The organism is Microbacterium halimionae (assembly GCF_011761265.1).
Taxonomy (GTDB): domain Bacteria; phylum Actinomycetota; class Actinomycetes; order Actinomycetales; family Microbacteriaceae; genus Microbacterium; species Microbacterium halimionae.
Map to the genome: position 1 here is coordinate 96,721 of NZ_JAAOZB010000001.1, position 15,579 is coordinate 112,299.

Here is a 15,579-nt window from a genome sequence, read left to right on the forward strand (position 1 = left end):
AGCAGAGCAACGAATGTCGCGACGGAAGCCGCGATCGACCCACGCAGAAGGCGGGGAGCTCTGGACGAACGCACAGAACCATTGTTGCAGTTGTGTACGTCAGTGCGCGCCCGATGCGCACGCACGATGGGATGATCAGACCCATGGCGAGCACATTTGAGGTGGTGACGACGAGCTCGGCGACTGTTGAGGAGCTCTTCGAGATCTCACTGGACATCGATGCGCACCTCGCGTCGATGGCAGGATCCGGCGAACAAGCCGTCGCCGGTGTGACGAGCGGCAGCATTGGTCTCGGCGAGACCGTCACGTGGCGAGCTCGCCACTTCGGCATCTGGTTTCGCCTGACGACAAAGATCACCGCGCTCGACCGTCCGGCACGCTTTGTTGACGAGCAGGTACGTGGCCCATTCGGTTCATTCCGTCACGTGCATACTTTCGAACCGACTGCGAGCGGTACCCGGATGAGAGACACGCTCACCGTGGCCTCCCCCGTGTTCGGCGCTCTCATCGAACGCACGATCCTCGTGCCATACCTGCGGCGGCTCATTAGCCAGCGGAACGCTCATCTGCTCGCACACCTTGAGTCGAGGTAGGGGCCCGCTGCGCATTTACCCGCCAGCGCTGCTACTCGCGGCCGTCTTCGAGCGGGATGAGCATCGTGCGGAAGTCACCAGCCTCGGCATGCAGCTGCCAGATGCGGTCAGCGACATCATCGATGCCGTTCGGAAGCTGCAGCTTCGGAATGCCTCCCGGGATCACGAGCTGCGCAACACGGATGCCTTCATCTTTCAGCGCGTCATGAAGCATCTCGCCATAAGCGCTCTCGGCCGGAAACGCGACCGATGTGCCCGCAAAACCTGCCCGCGCCTTGACCGATGTTCCACCGTTGATCAAAATGATGCTGCCCTCGCCGGCATCCCGCATTCGGGGGAGCACGGTCTGTGCCGCGTGGATAAGCCCGAGCGCTGAGAAGCTCAACGCTTCGAGCGCGAGCTCTGGCGTGAGGTCGAGCACGGGCTTGAGGTAGTCGCGCGACGGGAGCGGGCTGTACTGCAGCGCCGTGACAGGGCCCAGTTCTGCTGCCGCACGCGCAAGGGCATCTTCGAGTGCGGAGGGCTCGAGCACGTCTGCGGCGTAACCGCGAGCAGTGAGTCCCTTCGCGCTCAGCTCGTCAGCAATCGCGTCGAGCTTTTCCTGGTCTCTCGAGATGAGAGCGATCGAAAAGCCCTCCCGGCCAAATCGCCGCGCGACAGCGGCTCCGAGTCCGGGTCCAGCTCCGACGATGGCGATAACAGACACAGTTCTCCTCGGGTTGATAACGTTGTTTCCGACCGTAGTGCGGCCGCGCTTTTGCTCCCTAGGGCTTGAGTTTCGGGTAATCCGTGTATCCCACGGCGCTGCTGCCGTAAAGAGTCGCCGGGTCGACCGGAGTTTCTTCCGCCCCCGACTTCCACCGATCGGCCAAGTCGGGGTTCGAGATCAGTGGGCGCCCCACCGCGACAGCGTCGGCTATCCCGTCGGCGATGAACGCTTCGGCATCCTCCCGGGTCGTGATCGCGCCAAATCCGGTGTTCACAACGAAGGCGCCTGCGAACTCTTGCCGTATCGACTGCACGAGGTCTCCCGCGGGCTCGGCATGCAAAATGCTGAGGTACGAAAGACCCAACGGGCGGATGCCTCGAACCAGTGCCAGATAGGTCGACTTCACATCGTCGGGGTCGGTCTCGACAATGTCTTGGATGTTGTGCGAGGGAGAGATACGGATGCCGACGCGGTCAGCGCCGATTTCAGCGACGACGGCCTCGGCAACTTCGATGACGAACTTCGCGCGTGCGTCGGGCGATCCGCCGTAACCGTCCGTACGCTGATTAGAGGACGGTGCGAGGAATTCGTGCAGGAGGTATCCGTTTGCCGCGTGGATCTCGACTCCGTCAAGGCCAGCTGCGACCGCACGACGAGCCGTCTCGACGAACTCTGCGCGCACTTCGGCGAGTTCGTCAGTCGTGAGCGCGTGAGGTGTGGGGAATGGCGTGCGTGATCCATCGGCCAGACGCACCTCACCGTTGATCGCAATCGCGGAAGGAGCAACGATGCGGTCAGTGTCGGTGATCTTCATGTGGGCAACGCGTCCGCCGTGCATCAGCTGCATGAAGACGCGACCGCCCTCGGCGTGCACCGCGGCAGCGACATCTGCCCACCCCTGTTGCTGGGCATTCGTCACGATTCCAGGCTGCCCCGGGTAGGCGCGAGATTCACTGCTCGTGAAAACTCCCTCGGTGATGATGAGACCAGCGCCCGCGCGCTGCGCGTAGTACTCGGCAACGATTGCGCCGGGAACGCCGTCTTCACCGGAGCGAGTGCGCGTCATGGGTGCCATGACGATGCGGTTGGGAAGAGTTAACGCTCCGAGGTCGAGAGGAGTGAAGAGCTGCACGTGAAAATCCGCCTATCTGCGAGTCGTGTGACCCACCCCAGAGACAAGGCGGAGGAGCGCGTTGGCATTCCCACCGCGGCGTGATCGACGCGTTCAGCAGCATCGTTGCGCGACGTGACGCGAGGTGAAAGCGCGCTCACTTGGCTCTACGGCGTCCCGCTGAGCGCGGTGGCGCTGCACGAAGGTGTTCGCCGACTCGTCCAAGGATTCGAGCGAGAGCCTCAGCATCCTCTTCGGTTAGCGGGGAGAACAGAAGCCCATGCACAGTCGCGATGTGTCCTGGAAAAACAGCCCTGAGGATGCCACGTCCAGCGTCCGTAATCGTGACGACGGTACTTCGCTCATCGTCAGGCGATGGATAGCGCGTAATGAGTCCGCGCTGCTCGAGCAATTGCGCCTGATACGTGACACCGCTCCGACTGTAGACAATCCCATCGGCGAGATCTGTCATGCGCTCGTGGCCCTCAGGCGTGTCGCCGAGTCGCGCCAATAGTTGGAACTGGACGTAGCTCAGTGCCCCGGCGTCGCGGAGTTGCTTCTCGACAGCCGGGCGGAGGAGCGCACCCACCTCGGTGAACGCGAAGTATGCAGCAAGTTGGGCCTGCGAAAGCGATTTGAGTTCTTTTGTCATGATTTTCATTCTATTCATTGCTTCGAGTTCGAAACACTGCTAATTTCTCAGCTATGCTTCAACTTCGAAGCATCTAATGAAAGGTAAAGATCATGAAGGCAGTTCAGTTCCACAAGGTGGGTGGTCCCGAAGTACTCGAATACGGCGACGTAGCGAAGCCGACCCCCGAAAGTAGCCAGGTGCGATTGCGAATCGCAGCATCGGCTTACAGCGCCGCCGATAACGGCATGCGAGCAGGCTTCCTCCCCATCCCGATCTCCCTCCCGCACATCCCCGGTTACGACGTATCCGGAACTGTCGACGCAATCGGCAATGATGTCTCTGGTGTGAAGATCGGTGATGAGGTCATCGCTTTTCTTCCGATGGAAGAAAATGGCGGCGCCGCCGAGTACGCCATCGCCCCCGCGGATGCCGTAGTTGCCGCGCCGAAAACAATTCCTCTTATCGACGCCGCAGGGCTCCCCTCTGTTGCGCTCACGGCCTGGCAGGCGCTTTTCGACGACGGAGAGCTTCAGGCGGGGCAACGCGTACTGATCGTCGGCGCAGGTGGCGTCGTCGGCAAATACGCTGTTCAACTGGCCGAGCGCCACGGAGTGAACGTGATTGCCACGGCGAGTCCGCGGAGCATCGACGCCGTGCGCGCCGCCGGGGCCACGCAGGTCATTGATCACACCACCACAAACCTCCTCGAGGCGATCGATGGAGATATCGACGTGCTCCTCAACCTGGCACCGCTCGACCCGGAACAGTTCGCGGCCTATGTGACAGTAGTGCGCGACGGCGGCATCGTTGTAAGCACAACCGCCTTCTTGGCAACCCCCAGCGACGAAAAACGGGGGGTGCGTGCAGCTACAGTTTTCGTGCGCCCGAATCGCGACCGCCTCGCCGAACTCGTGTCTCTCATTGATGACGGTGCGCTCACCATTGAAGCGACGAAACGCATCCCGCTACAAGAACTACCGGCTCTGCATGCCGAGGGAGCCGCTGGTCGAGTCGTCGGCAAAGTCGTCGTCACCAGCTGACGCAACCCTCATCCGGAAGTCGTAAAGGAAGCCGAATTCAACGCTCAGCCAAATCATCACAAAAAGATAACGGCGAAAGCTTCCCTTCTGTTATCTCTTCGTTATACAGTGATGTCAGGTCGTTGTTTTGCTGTGGCGGCGACCACATGTGATTGCAGGACACTCTTGGTGCAAAGGGACAAGGGCCGGCCGGAAGCCTCTCCGACCGGCCCTTCTGCATGTTCTGGCCTCGGTTGCTGATCTCGAAGTAATGTCGGAGGTTGGTGTCATGCTTTCGGTATGAGCATCGAACCTCTCAACGATCCTGCACCGGACGGCTATGGCCGCGCCGAGGCATCGGCATCGGCCTCGGTGTCGGTGACGGGTGTTGATCTGCAGGCTCTGAACGTGATGATCGATGGTCTTGCGCATGCGCGGCGTGCGGTTGCGGCGTATCAGGCGCTTGAGGCAACACTCATGGCGGCGACCGTTGATCTTGCCCGCGGCAGCTCGCACTCCGGGACTGCGGAATTGCCCATGCGAGAGGTGACAGCAGAAGTGGCTGCGGCGTTGCGCGTGAGCGACCGGACCGTGCAGGCCCAGTTCACCTCGGCGTTGACCCTCGTCGAAGATTTTCCCTCCACACACCGGGCGTTGCAGAGCGGGGAGATCAGCCGGTCGCACGCAAACGTGATCACAAGCGAGGGTGCGCTGATCACCGATGCCACGGTGCGCACACAATACGAAGACCTCGTTCTGGAGCGAGCCCGTGTGGAAACCTCGGGGCGACTGCGCGGTATCGCGAAAGCGATTGCCGAGAAGCTCACCCCGCAATCGTTGGCGGAGCGCCACCGGGACGCGTTGGGTGGGCGACTGGTGTGGGTGACAGATCTTGACGATGGGATGGCTGAGCTCTCCGCAATCGGTTCTGCGGTGCTCGTCCACGGGGTCTTCGACCGGTTGTGTCAGTTCGCCCGCACCACACTCGACGCCGAAAAAACCCTCAATGCAGCGAAAACTCCCGATGCCGAAACCCTCAATGCTGCGAAAGCTTTTGACGCGGAAACGACAACTGGACTTGAGAGTGACCGTGCACCGTTGCGGACAATCGATGAAGCACGCACGGATGCGTTCTTCGACCTGCTCCTCACCGGCGACGCGTGCGTACACGGTCAAGACGCATTCGAGGGGATCCGGGCACACGTGCAAGTCACCGTTCCCGCGATGACACTTGCGGGGGTTTCGGATGCTGCGGGCGACCTGGCGGGGTACGGGCCCGCCGATTGCGACACCCTGCGGGATCTTGCCGGCCGGACAGCCACCTGGGATCGGGTGTTGACGGATCCCGTATCGGGCGGGGTTGTTGCGGTGGAGACATACCGGCCGACGGCGGAAATGCGACGGTTTTTGCGGGTGCGGGATGAGCACTGCCGGTTTCCGGGATGCCGGATGGCACCGTGGCGGTCAGATATCGACGACACGATCGATGCCGCGCGGGGAGGTGCGACAGTGCACACGAACTTGGCGCACCTCTGCCGACGACACCACGTGTTGAAACACCAGACCACGTGGAGCGTGACCCAACTCGATTCGGGAAAACTCAAATGGGTCAGCCCGACCGGTCGGGCCTACATCGACACGCCCACACCGATGCTCCGATTCATCCCCGACCCAGACCCAGACCCAGACCCAGACCCAGACCCAGACCCAGACTCGGCACCTGATCCGCCACCGTTTTAGGGCACGGTTTCACGGGGTGAATCTTTGGGTTTGTTAAGAAACTTCGCCACACGGCACGATCTACGCGTGCTGCGTTATCTTTTCGTTATACAGTGATGTCAGGTCGTTGTTTGCTGTGGCGGCGACCAACATGTGATTGCAGGACACTCTTGGTGCATAAGGGACAAAGGGCCGATCAGAACTCATTCTGACCGGCCCTTTCTTATGCGCGAATTTGCGCCCCTATGCGCAGTCCGCGCCAGATCAGCTCGCCATGTGCGCTTCGCGCGGTGAGACATCCACCGAAACTCGCAGCTTCGACTTCTTCGCCTGGGTGAAAATCACGCCCTTCACCGGCGTCACGTCGGCGTAGTCGCGTCCCCACGCCACAGTGACGTGGCGGTCAGCAATCCACTGGTCATTCGTCGGGTCGATTGCCAGCCACTGGTCGCTGCCCGGCAACCACACCGACAACCAGGCGTGCGAGGCATCCGCTCCAACGATTCGCTCTTTGCCGGGCGGCGGCTGCGTTGCCAAATACCCGCTCACGTATCGTGCTGCCACGCGATGCGAACGCAAACAAGCGATCGCCAAATGTGCAAAGTCTTGGCAGACACCGGCTCGCTTCTCCAGCACATCCGGCACCGTACTTGTCACTGTCGTGGCGGTGCTGTCGTAGTCGAAGTCCGTGTAGATCCGATGCATGAGGTCGGTAACAGCCTCACCGATCGGCCTTCCGGGCATGAGCGACTCGGCCGCGTAATCGCTGGCTGCGGCAACCTGCTGCACTTTGGGGGATGCCATAGCGAAGTCTGCTGCCTGCCACGCTCCAGGAGTCGACGGCGAGACCAGCGGCCGCGAGTCTTCCCACGGTGCCGCGAGCGATTCCGCAGCGTACTGCGGCGGCTCAACACTCACCGACGTTGACGCTGCGATCGTCAGCGTGCGGTGGGGTGCCGTCACATGAAAGTAGGTCGCCGTGTTGCCATACGTATCGATGTGCTGACGCTGCTGACTCGCACCCGGGTCGATGTTCACTTCGTGGGAGGCCACGTGCTGCCACGGCAACACGCGCGGTGTCACGTGCGCGAAGCCAAGGCTGTTGCGAACGTCGTCGTCGTACGAGTAGATCGTCTGATGCGAAACGCGATACTTCACAGCCGCACCATCCGCTCTTCAATGAGCGACAGCGACGAGATCGGCTGCGGCAACGGATCGCTTTCGAAGTGCAGCTGCGCGATTGCGTCCGACAGCTGACGCAGCTCAAGACCCACGCTCTCGAGAAACTCCGCGAGGTGGGTTCGCTCGCCGTCAACCTGCTGCGACAGCGTCAAGATATCGATATCTGCGACCTCGTTCTCGAGGTCCTCGAGCAGTCGCTCCGGGCGGCTCGACCCGGTCGATGCGGGAAGCGCCGCCACATGCTCACGCACCGCCGCCAGCGCGAACGCCACCGACCGCGGGTTCTCGACATCCGTGATCAACAGCTCCAGCGCGCCGGCTACCCGGACAACCCCGCGGTTCCGACGCCGGTGAGTCACCGAACTTTCAGCGGCACGCAACGTTCCTTCGAATACTGCCCGCTCAGCGTCGGCGTCGCCCGTCACCACGGCGGTTGACGCCAAGAGCGACACAACCTGCAGCGCCCGTTCGACAAACCGCCCGATCTCGATCATGCGCCAGCCTGGATCGCGCACCATGTTGGCAGTCACACCCTGCAACGACAGGATGCCGGTGAGCATCCGCCCCGCAACATCCGGAATCTGTTGTGCGTGACGCGATCCACGGAGCGTTCGCGCAGCGCGATCCACAGTGCCGAAGACACGCCATGTGTCACCCGACAGCTGGTCACGCACTCCCTCGAGAGCATCGCGGAGCCCCTCGAGCGAGTGCGCTGCCGATCCTGGGCGCTTGCGCTCAAGCAACAACGCACGAAGTTCTTCGGCCGAGCTCTCCGAGTCGCGACCGGCAAGCGCCTCAATGGCGGAATGCAGGGCACTCACAGCTCGCCCTCCCGCAGCGCTCGTCGAATAATCGAGTTCTTCCGCATATGCCCGCGTCGTAATCACGAGGCGGAGCATGTCTTCGGCACGTTCCGCGTAGCGCCCAGCCCAGAACATGTCTTCGAGCGCGCGCGGCGCCAACATCGGCGTGGCAAGAGCGAGCTCGCGCGGCGGCGCGATCTCGAGGCCCTGATCCGGATCCTCCGGCGCACCTTTCAAGACCCACACGTCTTTCGTCACGGGCACTTCGCCCGCGTCTGCCGCGAGGGTTGCAAGACCCCCGATCAACGGCCGATAGACCGATCCGTCTCGAATCGTGAATGAACGCAGCATCACCTGACGAGGCACCGCACGACCGCCTGCCCGCTCGGCAGCACTCCACGCTGGAATCTGTGACAGCGGCAAGCGCTCGCGAGCCACGAACCGGTGCGGTGCAGCAAGAATCATCGCCCGAAGATCATCCGCCGACGCGTCGGCAAGCGTCGCAGTCCTGCCGTCGAGTTCGCGGATGTTGAGAGTCGGCGATCCAGCATCAGCCAACGTGCGTTCAAGCCCTTCTGGCTCACCGCACCACCACGCATCAACCGACGGCAACCGCAGTTGCTCACCCAAGAGTCGCTCGCTCACTGCTGGCAAAAACGGCATCAGCGCCGGGTTCTCCAGCACTCCCGCTCCGAGACCGTTCACGAGCTGTACGCGACCACGCGCGACCACCTCGACGAGACCTGCGACGCCAAGCTGCGAACCCGACCGCAACTGCAGCGGATCACACCACTCGGCATCCACTCGGCGGAGAATCACATCGACGCGTTCTTCGGGAGCCCGGCGCGGGTAGCCCGCGGGTTTCATCCATACCCAACCGTCACGCACGATCAGGTCACTCCCCTGTACAAGCGGGAAGCCCATCACGTTCGCAAGGAACGCCTGGTCGTAGGCCGTCTCCGAGTGTGTTCCGGGAGAAAGCACGACAACCCGCGGATCCGCGACGTCAGCGGGAGCGGACTGAAGAAGCGTCGACCGAAGTGCCGAGAAGTAGGGCTCCATACGGTGCAAGCCTGCTTCGCGATACATATCAGGCAGCACACGGGAGATGACACGACGATTTTCCATCGCAAAGCCGAGGCCCGAGGGCGCCTGCACGCGATCAGCGAGCACACGCCATTCCCCTTCGGCGTCTCGCCCAAGATCTGCGCCCGAGATGATCAATGGGTGCGGATCGGGAAACTCCGGCCGCACGAGCGGCCGCAAGAATCCGGAATGCCCGAAGATGACAGGGGACGGGATGATGCCTTCCGAGAGCATCCGCTGATCCCCGTAAATATCGCTCAGGAGCGCGCTCAACAACTCAGCTCGCTGCGCGAGCCCGACTTCGAGACGTGACCAGGTTGCGGCATCCAACACCAGAGGCATCGGGTCTAGGTTCCACGGCAACGATCCAGCTTCAGGATGCTCGTACGTCACGCCGTCGTCGGCCAGCAGTGAAGCGATCTCGTCTTCGATGCGGTGCAGTTCTTCGGCGGTGAGGTCGAACGCTACCTCGGCCATCGCTTTCCACGAAGGCCGCAGAGTGCCGTCGGGTGCGACAACCTCATCGAACCGCAGCTCGCCGGGTTCATTCCCCGGCATCGGGAGCGTCTGCGACGCTAAAGACGCGGCATAGTCACGAATAAGACTCATGCGCGCTGGCATCCGCTCAAGAACATTGGCACGGAACCACTCTGGCACGTGCGCAGGCACTCGGGCGGCCCTTTGACAGCTTTTGCGAGCGGGTTGTTCGCCCCGAACACCCTTGGGCGCAGATACTCTTGTCGGCATGACTGACCGACGCCTCGCTATCGCCGCGTGGGAGAGCCTGTTTCGCGCGCAGCACGAGGTTTTCGGCGAACTCAGCTCCGACTTCGCCGACTCGGCTCTCAGCCAACCCGAATACGACGTGCTTCTCACCGTCACGCGCAGCCCAGAAATGACCGCACGACTGCGTGACATTACATCCAACATGCTCGTCAGTCAGCCGAGCGTCTCTCGACTTGTCGACCGCATGGTGACGCGCGGACTCATCACCAAATGCGAGGATCCCGAAGACCGCCGCGGTGCTCTCGTGCACGCAACCGAGGATGGTGCAGCGCGATTCCGCAAGCTCGCCGCCGAACACGGGCGCTCGATCGCCGAACGGATGTCGCGTTTATGTGATGACGATCTGCAAACGCTCTTGGATTTGACGTCGAAGCTGCGCGATCGATCACCCGGGTAGCATGCCGGTGCGCGCGAGTTGCGCGTACCACTTACCGCTGTCTTTCAGCGTGCGTTCAAGACTCTGGAAGTCGACACGGACGATTCCAAACCGCTTTGCGTACCCAAAGCCCCATTCGAAGTTGTCGAGCAGCGACCACACGAAATACCCGCGCAGATCGACGCCACGATCAATCGCACGATGAGCGGCAGTGAAGTGGCGGCGCAGATAATCGAGTCGTTCGTCATCGTGTATTGAGCCATCGGATGACACCACGTCAGCGAACGCAGCGCCATTCTCAGTGACCATCAGAGGTTGATTCGGGAACTGTTCACCAAGCGAAACCAACAGCTCTTCGAGGCCGTCGGGAGCGATGTTCCACCCCATCTCGGTGTAGGGCCCGGGCTGTTCCATGAACTCGACGACAGTGTCGCTTCCTGGCCACGCTGTGCCGCCTGCGGCGCCCTTATGTCCGTCGTTTTGCTGGCGAGGAGAACTACCGTCCCACATCTGCACAGTCGCCGTCGAGTAGTAGTTCACGCCCAAGACATCAATGGGTTGGTTTATCGTCTTGAGATCACCATCGGCGACGAATGACCAATCGGTCACATCGGCCGTGTCTGCCATCAGATCTTCGGGGTACTCGCCTTTCAGTAGCGGGTGTGTGAACGCGCGATTTGCGAGTGCGTCTATTCGGCGCACCGCTTCGCCAGAATTCTCACCGACCCCACGCAGTACATGAAAATTGAGTGTGATCGAATAGTCCGGTGTTCCCGTGGAGGTGGCCCGCAAAGCCTGAACGGCACGCCCGTGCGCCAGGTTCAGGTGGTGCACCGCTGTCAACGCTGCGGCAGGCTCATGCCGACCGGGCGCATGCCCGCCCTGTCCATAACCGAGGTACGCCGAGCACCACGGCTCATTCAACGTGGTCCAGGTATGCACCCGGTCGCCTAGAGCTTCACCCATGATCGCGGCATATTCTTCGAAGGCGTCAGATGTCGCACGGTTCGCCCAGCCTCCTTCATCTTCGAGAGCCTGTGGAAGATCCCAGTGATAAAGGGTGGCGACGGGACGGATACCACGCTCTCGTAACCCGTCGACCAGGCGAGAATAGAAGTCGATTCCTTTCGCGTTGACCGCGCCGCGACCAGTGGGAACTACCCGAGGCCACGCAATTGAGAAACGATATGCCCCCAGCCCCATATCGGCCATGAGATCGAGGTCGCTCTCCCAGCGGTGATAGTGGTCACAAGCAACGTCACCGCTATCTCCGTTCCATACTTTTCCGGGTGTCTTACTGAAGGTGTCCCAGATCGAGGCCGCACGTCCATCTTCATTTGCCGCCCCTTCCACCTGATAAGCCGCAGTTGCCGACCCGAAGGTGAACCCGGGCGGAAACACAAGTCCGGAATCTCGGTAGTCGACGGCTCCCGTAATGGTTGCGTTCATCAGCGCGTCACCTCGTCCAGGTTTACCTTCAGCGTCTCGGTGCGCCCATCGGGCGTCGTGACACGTACAGTACGCTCGCCCTCTTTGCCGGAAAAGACACGCAATCTGAGTCCATCAAGGTAGTCGTAGTCGGGCCTGTCATCGCGCGCGCCCCACGGGATGACAGCGCCGGGACGTGCGTACAACGGGATGCTGGTGAAACTGTGCTTCTCGGTGCGCCAAGCACCACCGGTCACTTCCTCGCCCGTTAGCACGTTCGTCCAGATACCAGCGGGCAAATAGAAATTCACCTCCCCCTCCGTCGAGAAGACGGGTGCGACCAGTAGCTCAGATCCCAGCATGTACTGCCGGTCGAGATGATCCGCACTCGGATCGTTCGGAAACTCCAACTGCATTGGTCGCATGATCGGGGCCCCGGTTTCGGCTGCTTCGATCCCGAGCCGGTACAGGTAGGGCATCAAACGCATTTTCAAGCGTGTGAATACCCGCGTGACTTCTACCGCTTCCTCGTCGAATTGCCACGGCACCCGGTAGCTGCTCGAACCGTGGAAGCGAGAGTGACTCCCCAGTAACCCGAAAGCCGTCCAGCGCTTGTACACGGCGGCATCCGGAGTCCCTTCGAACCCGCCGATGTCGTGACTCCAATATGCGAAACCGCTGAAGGCAAGCGAAAGCCCCCCGCGGAGAGTTTCGGCCATCGAGACAAAGCTCGATGTACTGTCGCCACCCCAGTGCACCGGCATGGTCTGTCCACCAGCAGTTGCAGAACGCGCAAACAGCACTGCCTCGTTCGCACCCTTGGCCGCTGCGAGCACGTCGTACACGGCTTTGTTGTAGAGCTGAGCATATTGGTTGTGCATGCGCATCGGGTCGGACCCATCGGCCCACGTCACATCGGTCGGAATACGCTCACCGAAATCTGTTTTGAAGCAGTCGACACCTTGGTCTACCAAGGCACGCAGCTTGGACTGGTACCAGGCTGTCGCTTCTGGGTTCGTGAAATCTACTAGCCCCATTCCGGCTTGCCACATGTCCCACTGCCAGACCGAGCCGTCAGCTCTCGTTACCAAGTACCCGTGAGCGGCAGCTTCCGAGAACAACGGCGAGCGCTGTCCAATGTAGGGATTGATCCACACACAGACCTTGAGGTCTTTTTCATGCAGGCGCGCAAGCATTCCCGTCGGATCAGGAAAAACACGCGGGTCCCATTCGAAGTCACACCAATTGAACTCGCGCATCCAGAAGCAGTCGAAGTGGAAGACCGAAACTGGAAGCTCGCGAGTGGCCATCTCATCGATGAACGAGCTGACAGTCGCTTCGTCATAATCAGTCGTAAAACTCGTCGATAACCAAAGCCCATAAGACCACGCAGGAACGACGGGGGGCCGCCCCGTGAGCGAGGTGTAGCGCGCCAATACATCTTTCGGAGTGGGGCCCGCGAAAACGAAATACTCGAGCGCCTCCCCCTCCACCGAAAATTGCACTCGTTCGACGGCCTCAGAACCAATCTCGAAAGAAACGTGCCCGGTGTCGTTAACAAGCACGCCATAACCTCGGTTGGTCAGGTAAAACGGCACATTCTTGTAGGCCTGTTCACTGGAAGTTCCGCCGTCGGCGTTCCACACATCCACGGACTGACCGTTCTTCACGAGGGGGCCGAACCGCTCACCAAGACCGTAGACGAGTTCGCCGATACCAAGTTCGAGCTGCTCGTGTACGTAGGATGGCGCCAGCGCAACGTTGGCACCATCCCGCTGTGTACCCACCCGTCCGGGATCCACCTGAGCGTCGGGTGCAACCTGGATGTACCCCTCCGACTTGTGCCCGCTACCAGTGACCCGACGCCCGTCTACCTCGAAATCGAGCGACCACGGGCCGCTACGGCCCACACGCACGCTGAGAGATCCGGTCGAGAGAACCGCCGCGGTCTCATCGATCGATGTCTCGGCGACGCCGGTCACAGCGCCCGGGAGTTCAAAACCGCCGTGCCACTTACTTCCAGCATGATGAGTGACTCGCACCCGCACCACCCCCTCGGCCGGAGAGGAGAGTGTGGTGGTTAAAACGGGTCGATTCAACGTGTCGCCGCGTCCGTGGATGACCGCAGCGGGCGCGGTCACGACGAGACCGCTTCCGTCCGGCGTATCGTCCGTTGCCCACACGTCGTATGCCTCTTGCGCATAGAGGGCGGTGACGCCCGGACGTGTCTGCCAAAAACCATCGGTGAACTTCATTACTTGACCGCTCCTGCCGTGATGCCGCGCGTAAGAGTGCGCTGGAAGATGAGGAAGAAGATGAGTGTGGGGATGATGCCCAAAAGCGCTGACGCACTCGTGGTCGTGACGTCCATGAGCCGGTCGCCCTGAAGAACGCTAATCGCCACGGGCACCGTCTGGTTGGCATTGGATGCGAGAAAGGTCAGCGGAATGAGAAACTCGTTCCACGTCCAGATGAAGAAAAAGATGAGGAGAACCGACAGTGTCGGTCGACTGATCGGGAACACGACGCGCCACAGAATCTGCCAGCGTGTTGCCCCATCCAACGAGGCGGCCTCGAGTATTTCTTTCGGGAAAGTACCGAACACCGACGAAAGGAGGTAGGTGCCGAACGCAGCTTGGATCACGGTGAAAATAATGATCACCGACCAAATATTGTCGTAAAGACCTATTTCTTTGAACATGTAATACAACGGGAAGAGTAGGGCTTCCTGCGGCAGCAGGTTCGCCATCAGAAACAGCAAAACGATCCACGATCGCCCACGCACTCGGCCGATACCGATCGCGAAAGCATTAAGCAGTGAGATCAGCACCGCCAAGGCGGCTACCAAACTCGAGATGAAAATCGAGTTCCATAGTTTCTCTGGAAAATTTACTCGTTCCCAGAACGCCGTGAGGCCGCTCAAGTCGATGCTCTGCGGCAGCGCCAGCGGACCCGAGTTCGCGTAGTCAACGGGAGACTTGAAGGAGTTGACCAAGATCAGATAAAACGGTGCGATCACAAGGAGCGCACCGAGGGCGATGAGCGCCAGCACGAGCCAGTCCACCCCGCGCGGTTTACTCATCCCTCCTCGCCTGATCGAGCTTTTCTTTCCTCGTGTGACAATGGCGGTCGTTGCACTCATCACAGACCTGCCCTTTCCTTACGCTCTGCCGCGTTTTGCACGCGAATGAAGATGATCGAGACGATGACGACGACGATGGTTAAGACCGTCGCGATCGTCGCGCCGTATCCGACATCACGACGAGTGAAGAACTCGGTGTACGCGTAATACGCTGGCACCAGAGTCGCTCCAGCTGGTCCACCTTGAGTGATCACGTATACCGGGCCGAAGACCTTCAGCGCAGCGATCGTGCAGGTGAGCGTCACCACGAAAATCTCGGGACGAATGATGCTTACGGTGATCGCGCTGAACCGTTGGAGCCAGTTAGCGCCATCCAATTCTGCTGCTTCGTAAAGCTCTGGATCGACGCGCTGCAGCGCAGCCATGAATACGACAACCGGGTAGCCGATCTGGACCCAGACCAGCACCGCCATCAGCACGATCAGAGCCGAAGGCATCTGACCGAGCCAGTCGACCGGGCTGGCGCCGAAAAATCCAAGAATCTGGTTGAGCGCGCCGTCGTCACCTGGTCGGACAATCCAGCCGATCACGATTCCGGCGACTGCGACGGGAAGGATCTGGGGAAGGTAGTAGGTCGCGCGCAGAAAGCTGCCGAGTTTGCCGCTGTATTTGCGACCAATCACGTCGAATAGGGCCGCGGCAACGACCAGCCCGATCACAGTGGGCAGGACCACCATCGCCAGGACCATCCAAATTGAATTCGCGAACGAGACCCAAAAGTCTTCGTCTTCCACGAGGCGCTGCCAGTTCTCAAGGCCGATGAACTCTGGCGTGCCGACGCCTTTCCACGACGTGAACGTCAAAAAGATGTTCCACAGGAGGGGAACGAGAATAACCACGAACAACAGCGCGAATCCGGGCAGGAGGTATACCCAATAGCTGCCCGAGCTACCGGAGCGCTGCGGAATCGCGGGTTCGTCAGGATGGACCGTGGCATGGCGGCGCCGCCCGCGACGCTCCGTCGTAGTTGCTCGTGTGTCAGTCATAGCTA

General features: G+C 60.9%; 13 protein-coding genes. 4 read left to right on the top strand and 9 right to left on the bottom strand.

What is annotated here, in order from left to right; genetic code table 11:
• The first annotated feature begins 143 nt into the window (after nucleotides 1–143).
• On the top strand, nucleotides 144–593 hold the full coding sequence (locus tag FHS06_RS00480; RefSeq protein ID WP_167043990.1) for an SRPBCC family protein: 450 nt from the start codon (nucleotides 144–146) through the stop codon (nucleotides 591–593).
• 31 nt (nucleotides 594–624) lie between these two features.
• On the opposite strand, the gene FHS06_RS00485 is transcribed toward FHS06_RS00480, so the two are convergent.
• The 3 genes from FHS06_RS00485 to FHS06_RS00495 all read right to left on the bottom strand — a co-directional run bounded on the left by FHS06_RS00485 (nucleotide 625) and on the right by FHS06_RS00495 (nucleotide 3,065).
• Nucleotides 625–1,299 (bottom strand): SDR family NAD(P)-dependent oxidoreductase, encoded by a 675-nt coding sequence (locus FHS06_RS00485; RefSeq protein WP_167043993.1) that lies wholly within the window; start codon nucleotides 1,297–1,299, stop codon nucleotides 625–627.
• Between the two features lie 58 nt (nucleotides 1,300–1,357).
• Nucleotides 1,358–2,434 carry an alkene reductase gene (locus FHS06_RS00490; RefSeq protein ID WP_167043996.1) on the bottom strand — a complete coding sequence of 359 codons (1,077 nt, stop codon included), beginning with the start codon at nucleotides 2,432–2,434 and terminating at the stop codon, nucleotides 1,358–1,360.
• A gap of 136 nt (nucleotides 2,435–2,570) precedes the next feature.
• Nucleotides 2,571–3,065: a MarR family winged helix-turn-helix transcriptional regulator gene (locus FHS06_RS00495; protein WP_167043999.1), complete on the bottom strand. Its 495-nt coding sequence runs from the start codon at nucleotides 3,063–3,065 to the stop codon at nucleotides 2,571–2,573.
• Between the two features lie 92 nt (nucleotides 3,066–3,157).
• Here FHS06_RS00495 and FHS06_RS00500 point away from each other — a divergent pair, with 92 nt between their 5' ends.
• Together FHS06_RS00500 and FHS06_RS00505 are read left to right on the top strand one after the other, a co-directional pair.
• Nucleotides 3,158–4,087 (top strand): NADP-dependent oxidoreductase, encoded by a 930-nt coding sequence (locus tag FHS06_RS00500; protein WP_167044001.1) that lies wholly within the window; start codon nucleotides 3,158–3,160, stop codon nucleotides 4,085–4,087.
• A 279-nt stretch (nucleotides 4,088–4,366) separates the two neighbouring features.
• On the top strand, nucleotides 4,367–5,806 hold the full coding sequence (locus tag FHS06_RS00505) for an HNH endonuclease signature motif containing protein (RefSeq protein WP_167044004.1): 1,440 nt from the start codon (nucleotides 4,367–4,369) through the stop codon (nucleotides 5,804–5,806).
• 243 nt (nucleotides 5,807–6,049) lie between these two features.
• On the opposite strand, the gene FHS06_RS14260 is transcribed toward FHS06_RS00505, so the two are convergent.
• Together FHS06_RS14260 and FHS06_RS00515 are read right to left on the bottom strand one after the other, a co-directional pair.
• Nucleotides 6,050–6,943, bottom strand: a complete 894-nt coding sequence (locus tag FHS06_RS14260; protein WP_167044007.1) for a transglutaminase family protein — start codon at nucleotides 6,941–6,943, stop codon at nucleotides 6,050–6,052.
• Complete coding sequence (locus FHS06_RS00515) at nucleotides 6,940–9,513, bottom strand: circularly permuted type 2 ATP-grasp protein (RefSeq protein WP_310734771.1); 2,574 nt, start codon at nucleotides 9,511–9,513, stop codon at nucleotides 6,940–6,942. The genes FHS06_RS14260 and FHS06_RS00515 overlap by 4 nt, the downstream gene beginning before the upstream one ends.
• 88 nt (nucleotides 9,514–9,601) lie before the next feature.
• Between FHS06_RS00515 and FHS06_RS00520 the strand changes: the two genes are divergently transcribed.
• Entirely contained in the window at nucleotides 9,602–10,039 is a 438-nt protein-coding gene (locus FHS06_RS00520; protein WP_167044010.1) for a MarR family winged helix-turn-helix transcriptional regulator, read from the top strand.
• Here the strand turns inward: FHS06_RS00520 and FHS06_RS00525 are convergent.
• The 4 genes from FHS06_RS00525 to FHS06_RS00540 are packed head-to-tail and all read right to left on the bottom strand — an operon-like array spanning nucleotide 10,028 to nucleotide 15,574.
• Nucleotides 10,028–11,467: a glycoside hydrolase family 1 protein gene (locus tag FHS06_RS00525; RefSeq protein WP_167044013.1), complete on the bottom strand. Its 1,440-nt coding sequence runs from the start codon at nucleotides 11,465–11,467 to the stop codon at nucleotides 10,028–10,030. The two genes, FHS06_RS00520 and FHS06_RS00525, sit on opposite strands and share 12 nt — an antisense overlap.
• The gene (yicI, locus tag FHS06_RS00530) at nucleotides 11,467–13,701 is read right to left on the bottom strand and encodes an alpha-xylosidase (protein ID WP_167044016.1); all 2,235 of its coding nucleotides are present in this window, start codon (nucleotides 13,699–13,701) and stop codon (nucleotides 11,467–11,469) included. The genes FHS06_RS00525 and yicI overlap by 1 nt, the downstream gene beginning before the upstream one ends.
• The gene (locus tag FHS06_RS00535; protein ID WP_167047686.1) at nucleotides 13,701–14,588 is read right to left on the bottom strand and encodes a carbohydrate ABC transporter permease; all 888 of its coding nucleotides are present in this window, start codon (nucleotides 14,586–14,588) and stop codon (nucleotides 13,701–13,703) included. The genes yicI and FHS06_RS00535 overlap by 1 nt, the downstream gene beginning before the upstream one ends.
• Entirely contained in the window at nucleotides 14,588–15,574 is a 987-nt protein-coding gene (locus FHS06_RS00540; RefSeq protein WP_167044019.1) for a carbohydrate ABC transporter permease, read from the bottom strand. Before FHS06_RS00540 ends, FHS06_RS00535 begins: the two co-directional genes overlap by 1 nt.
• Nucleotides 15,575–15,579: the final 5 nt, after the last annotated feature.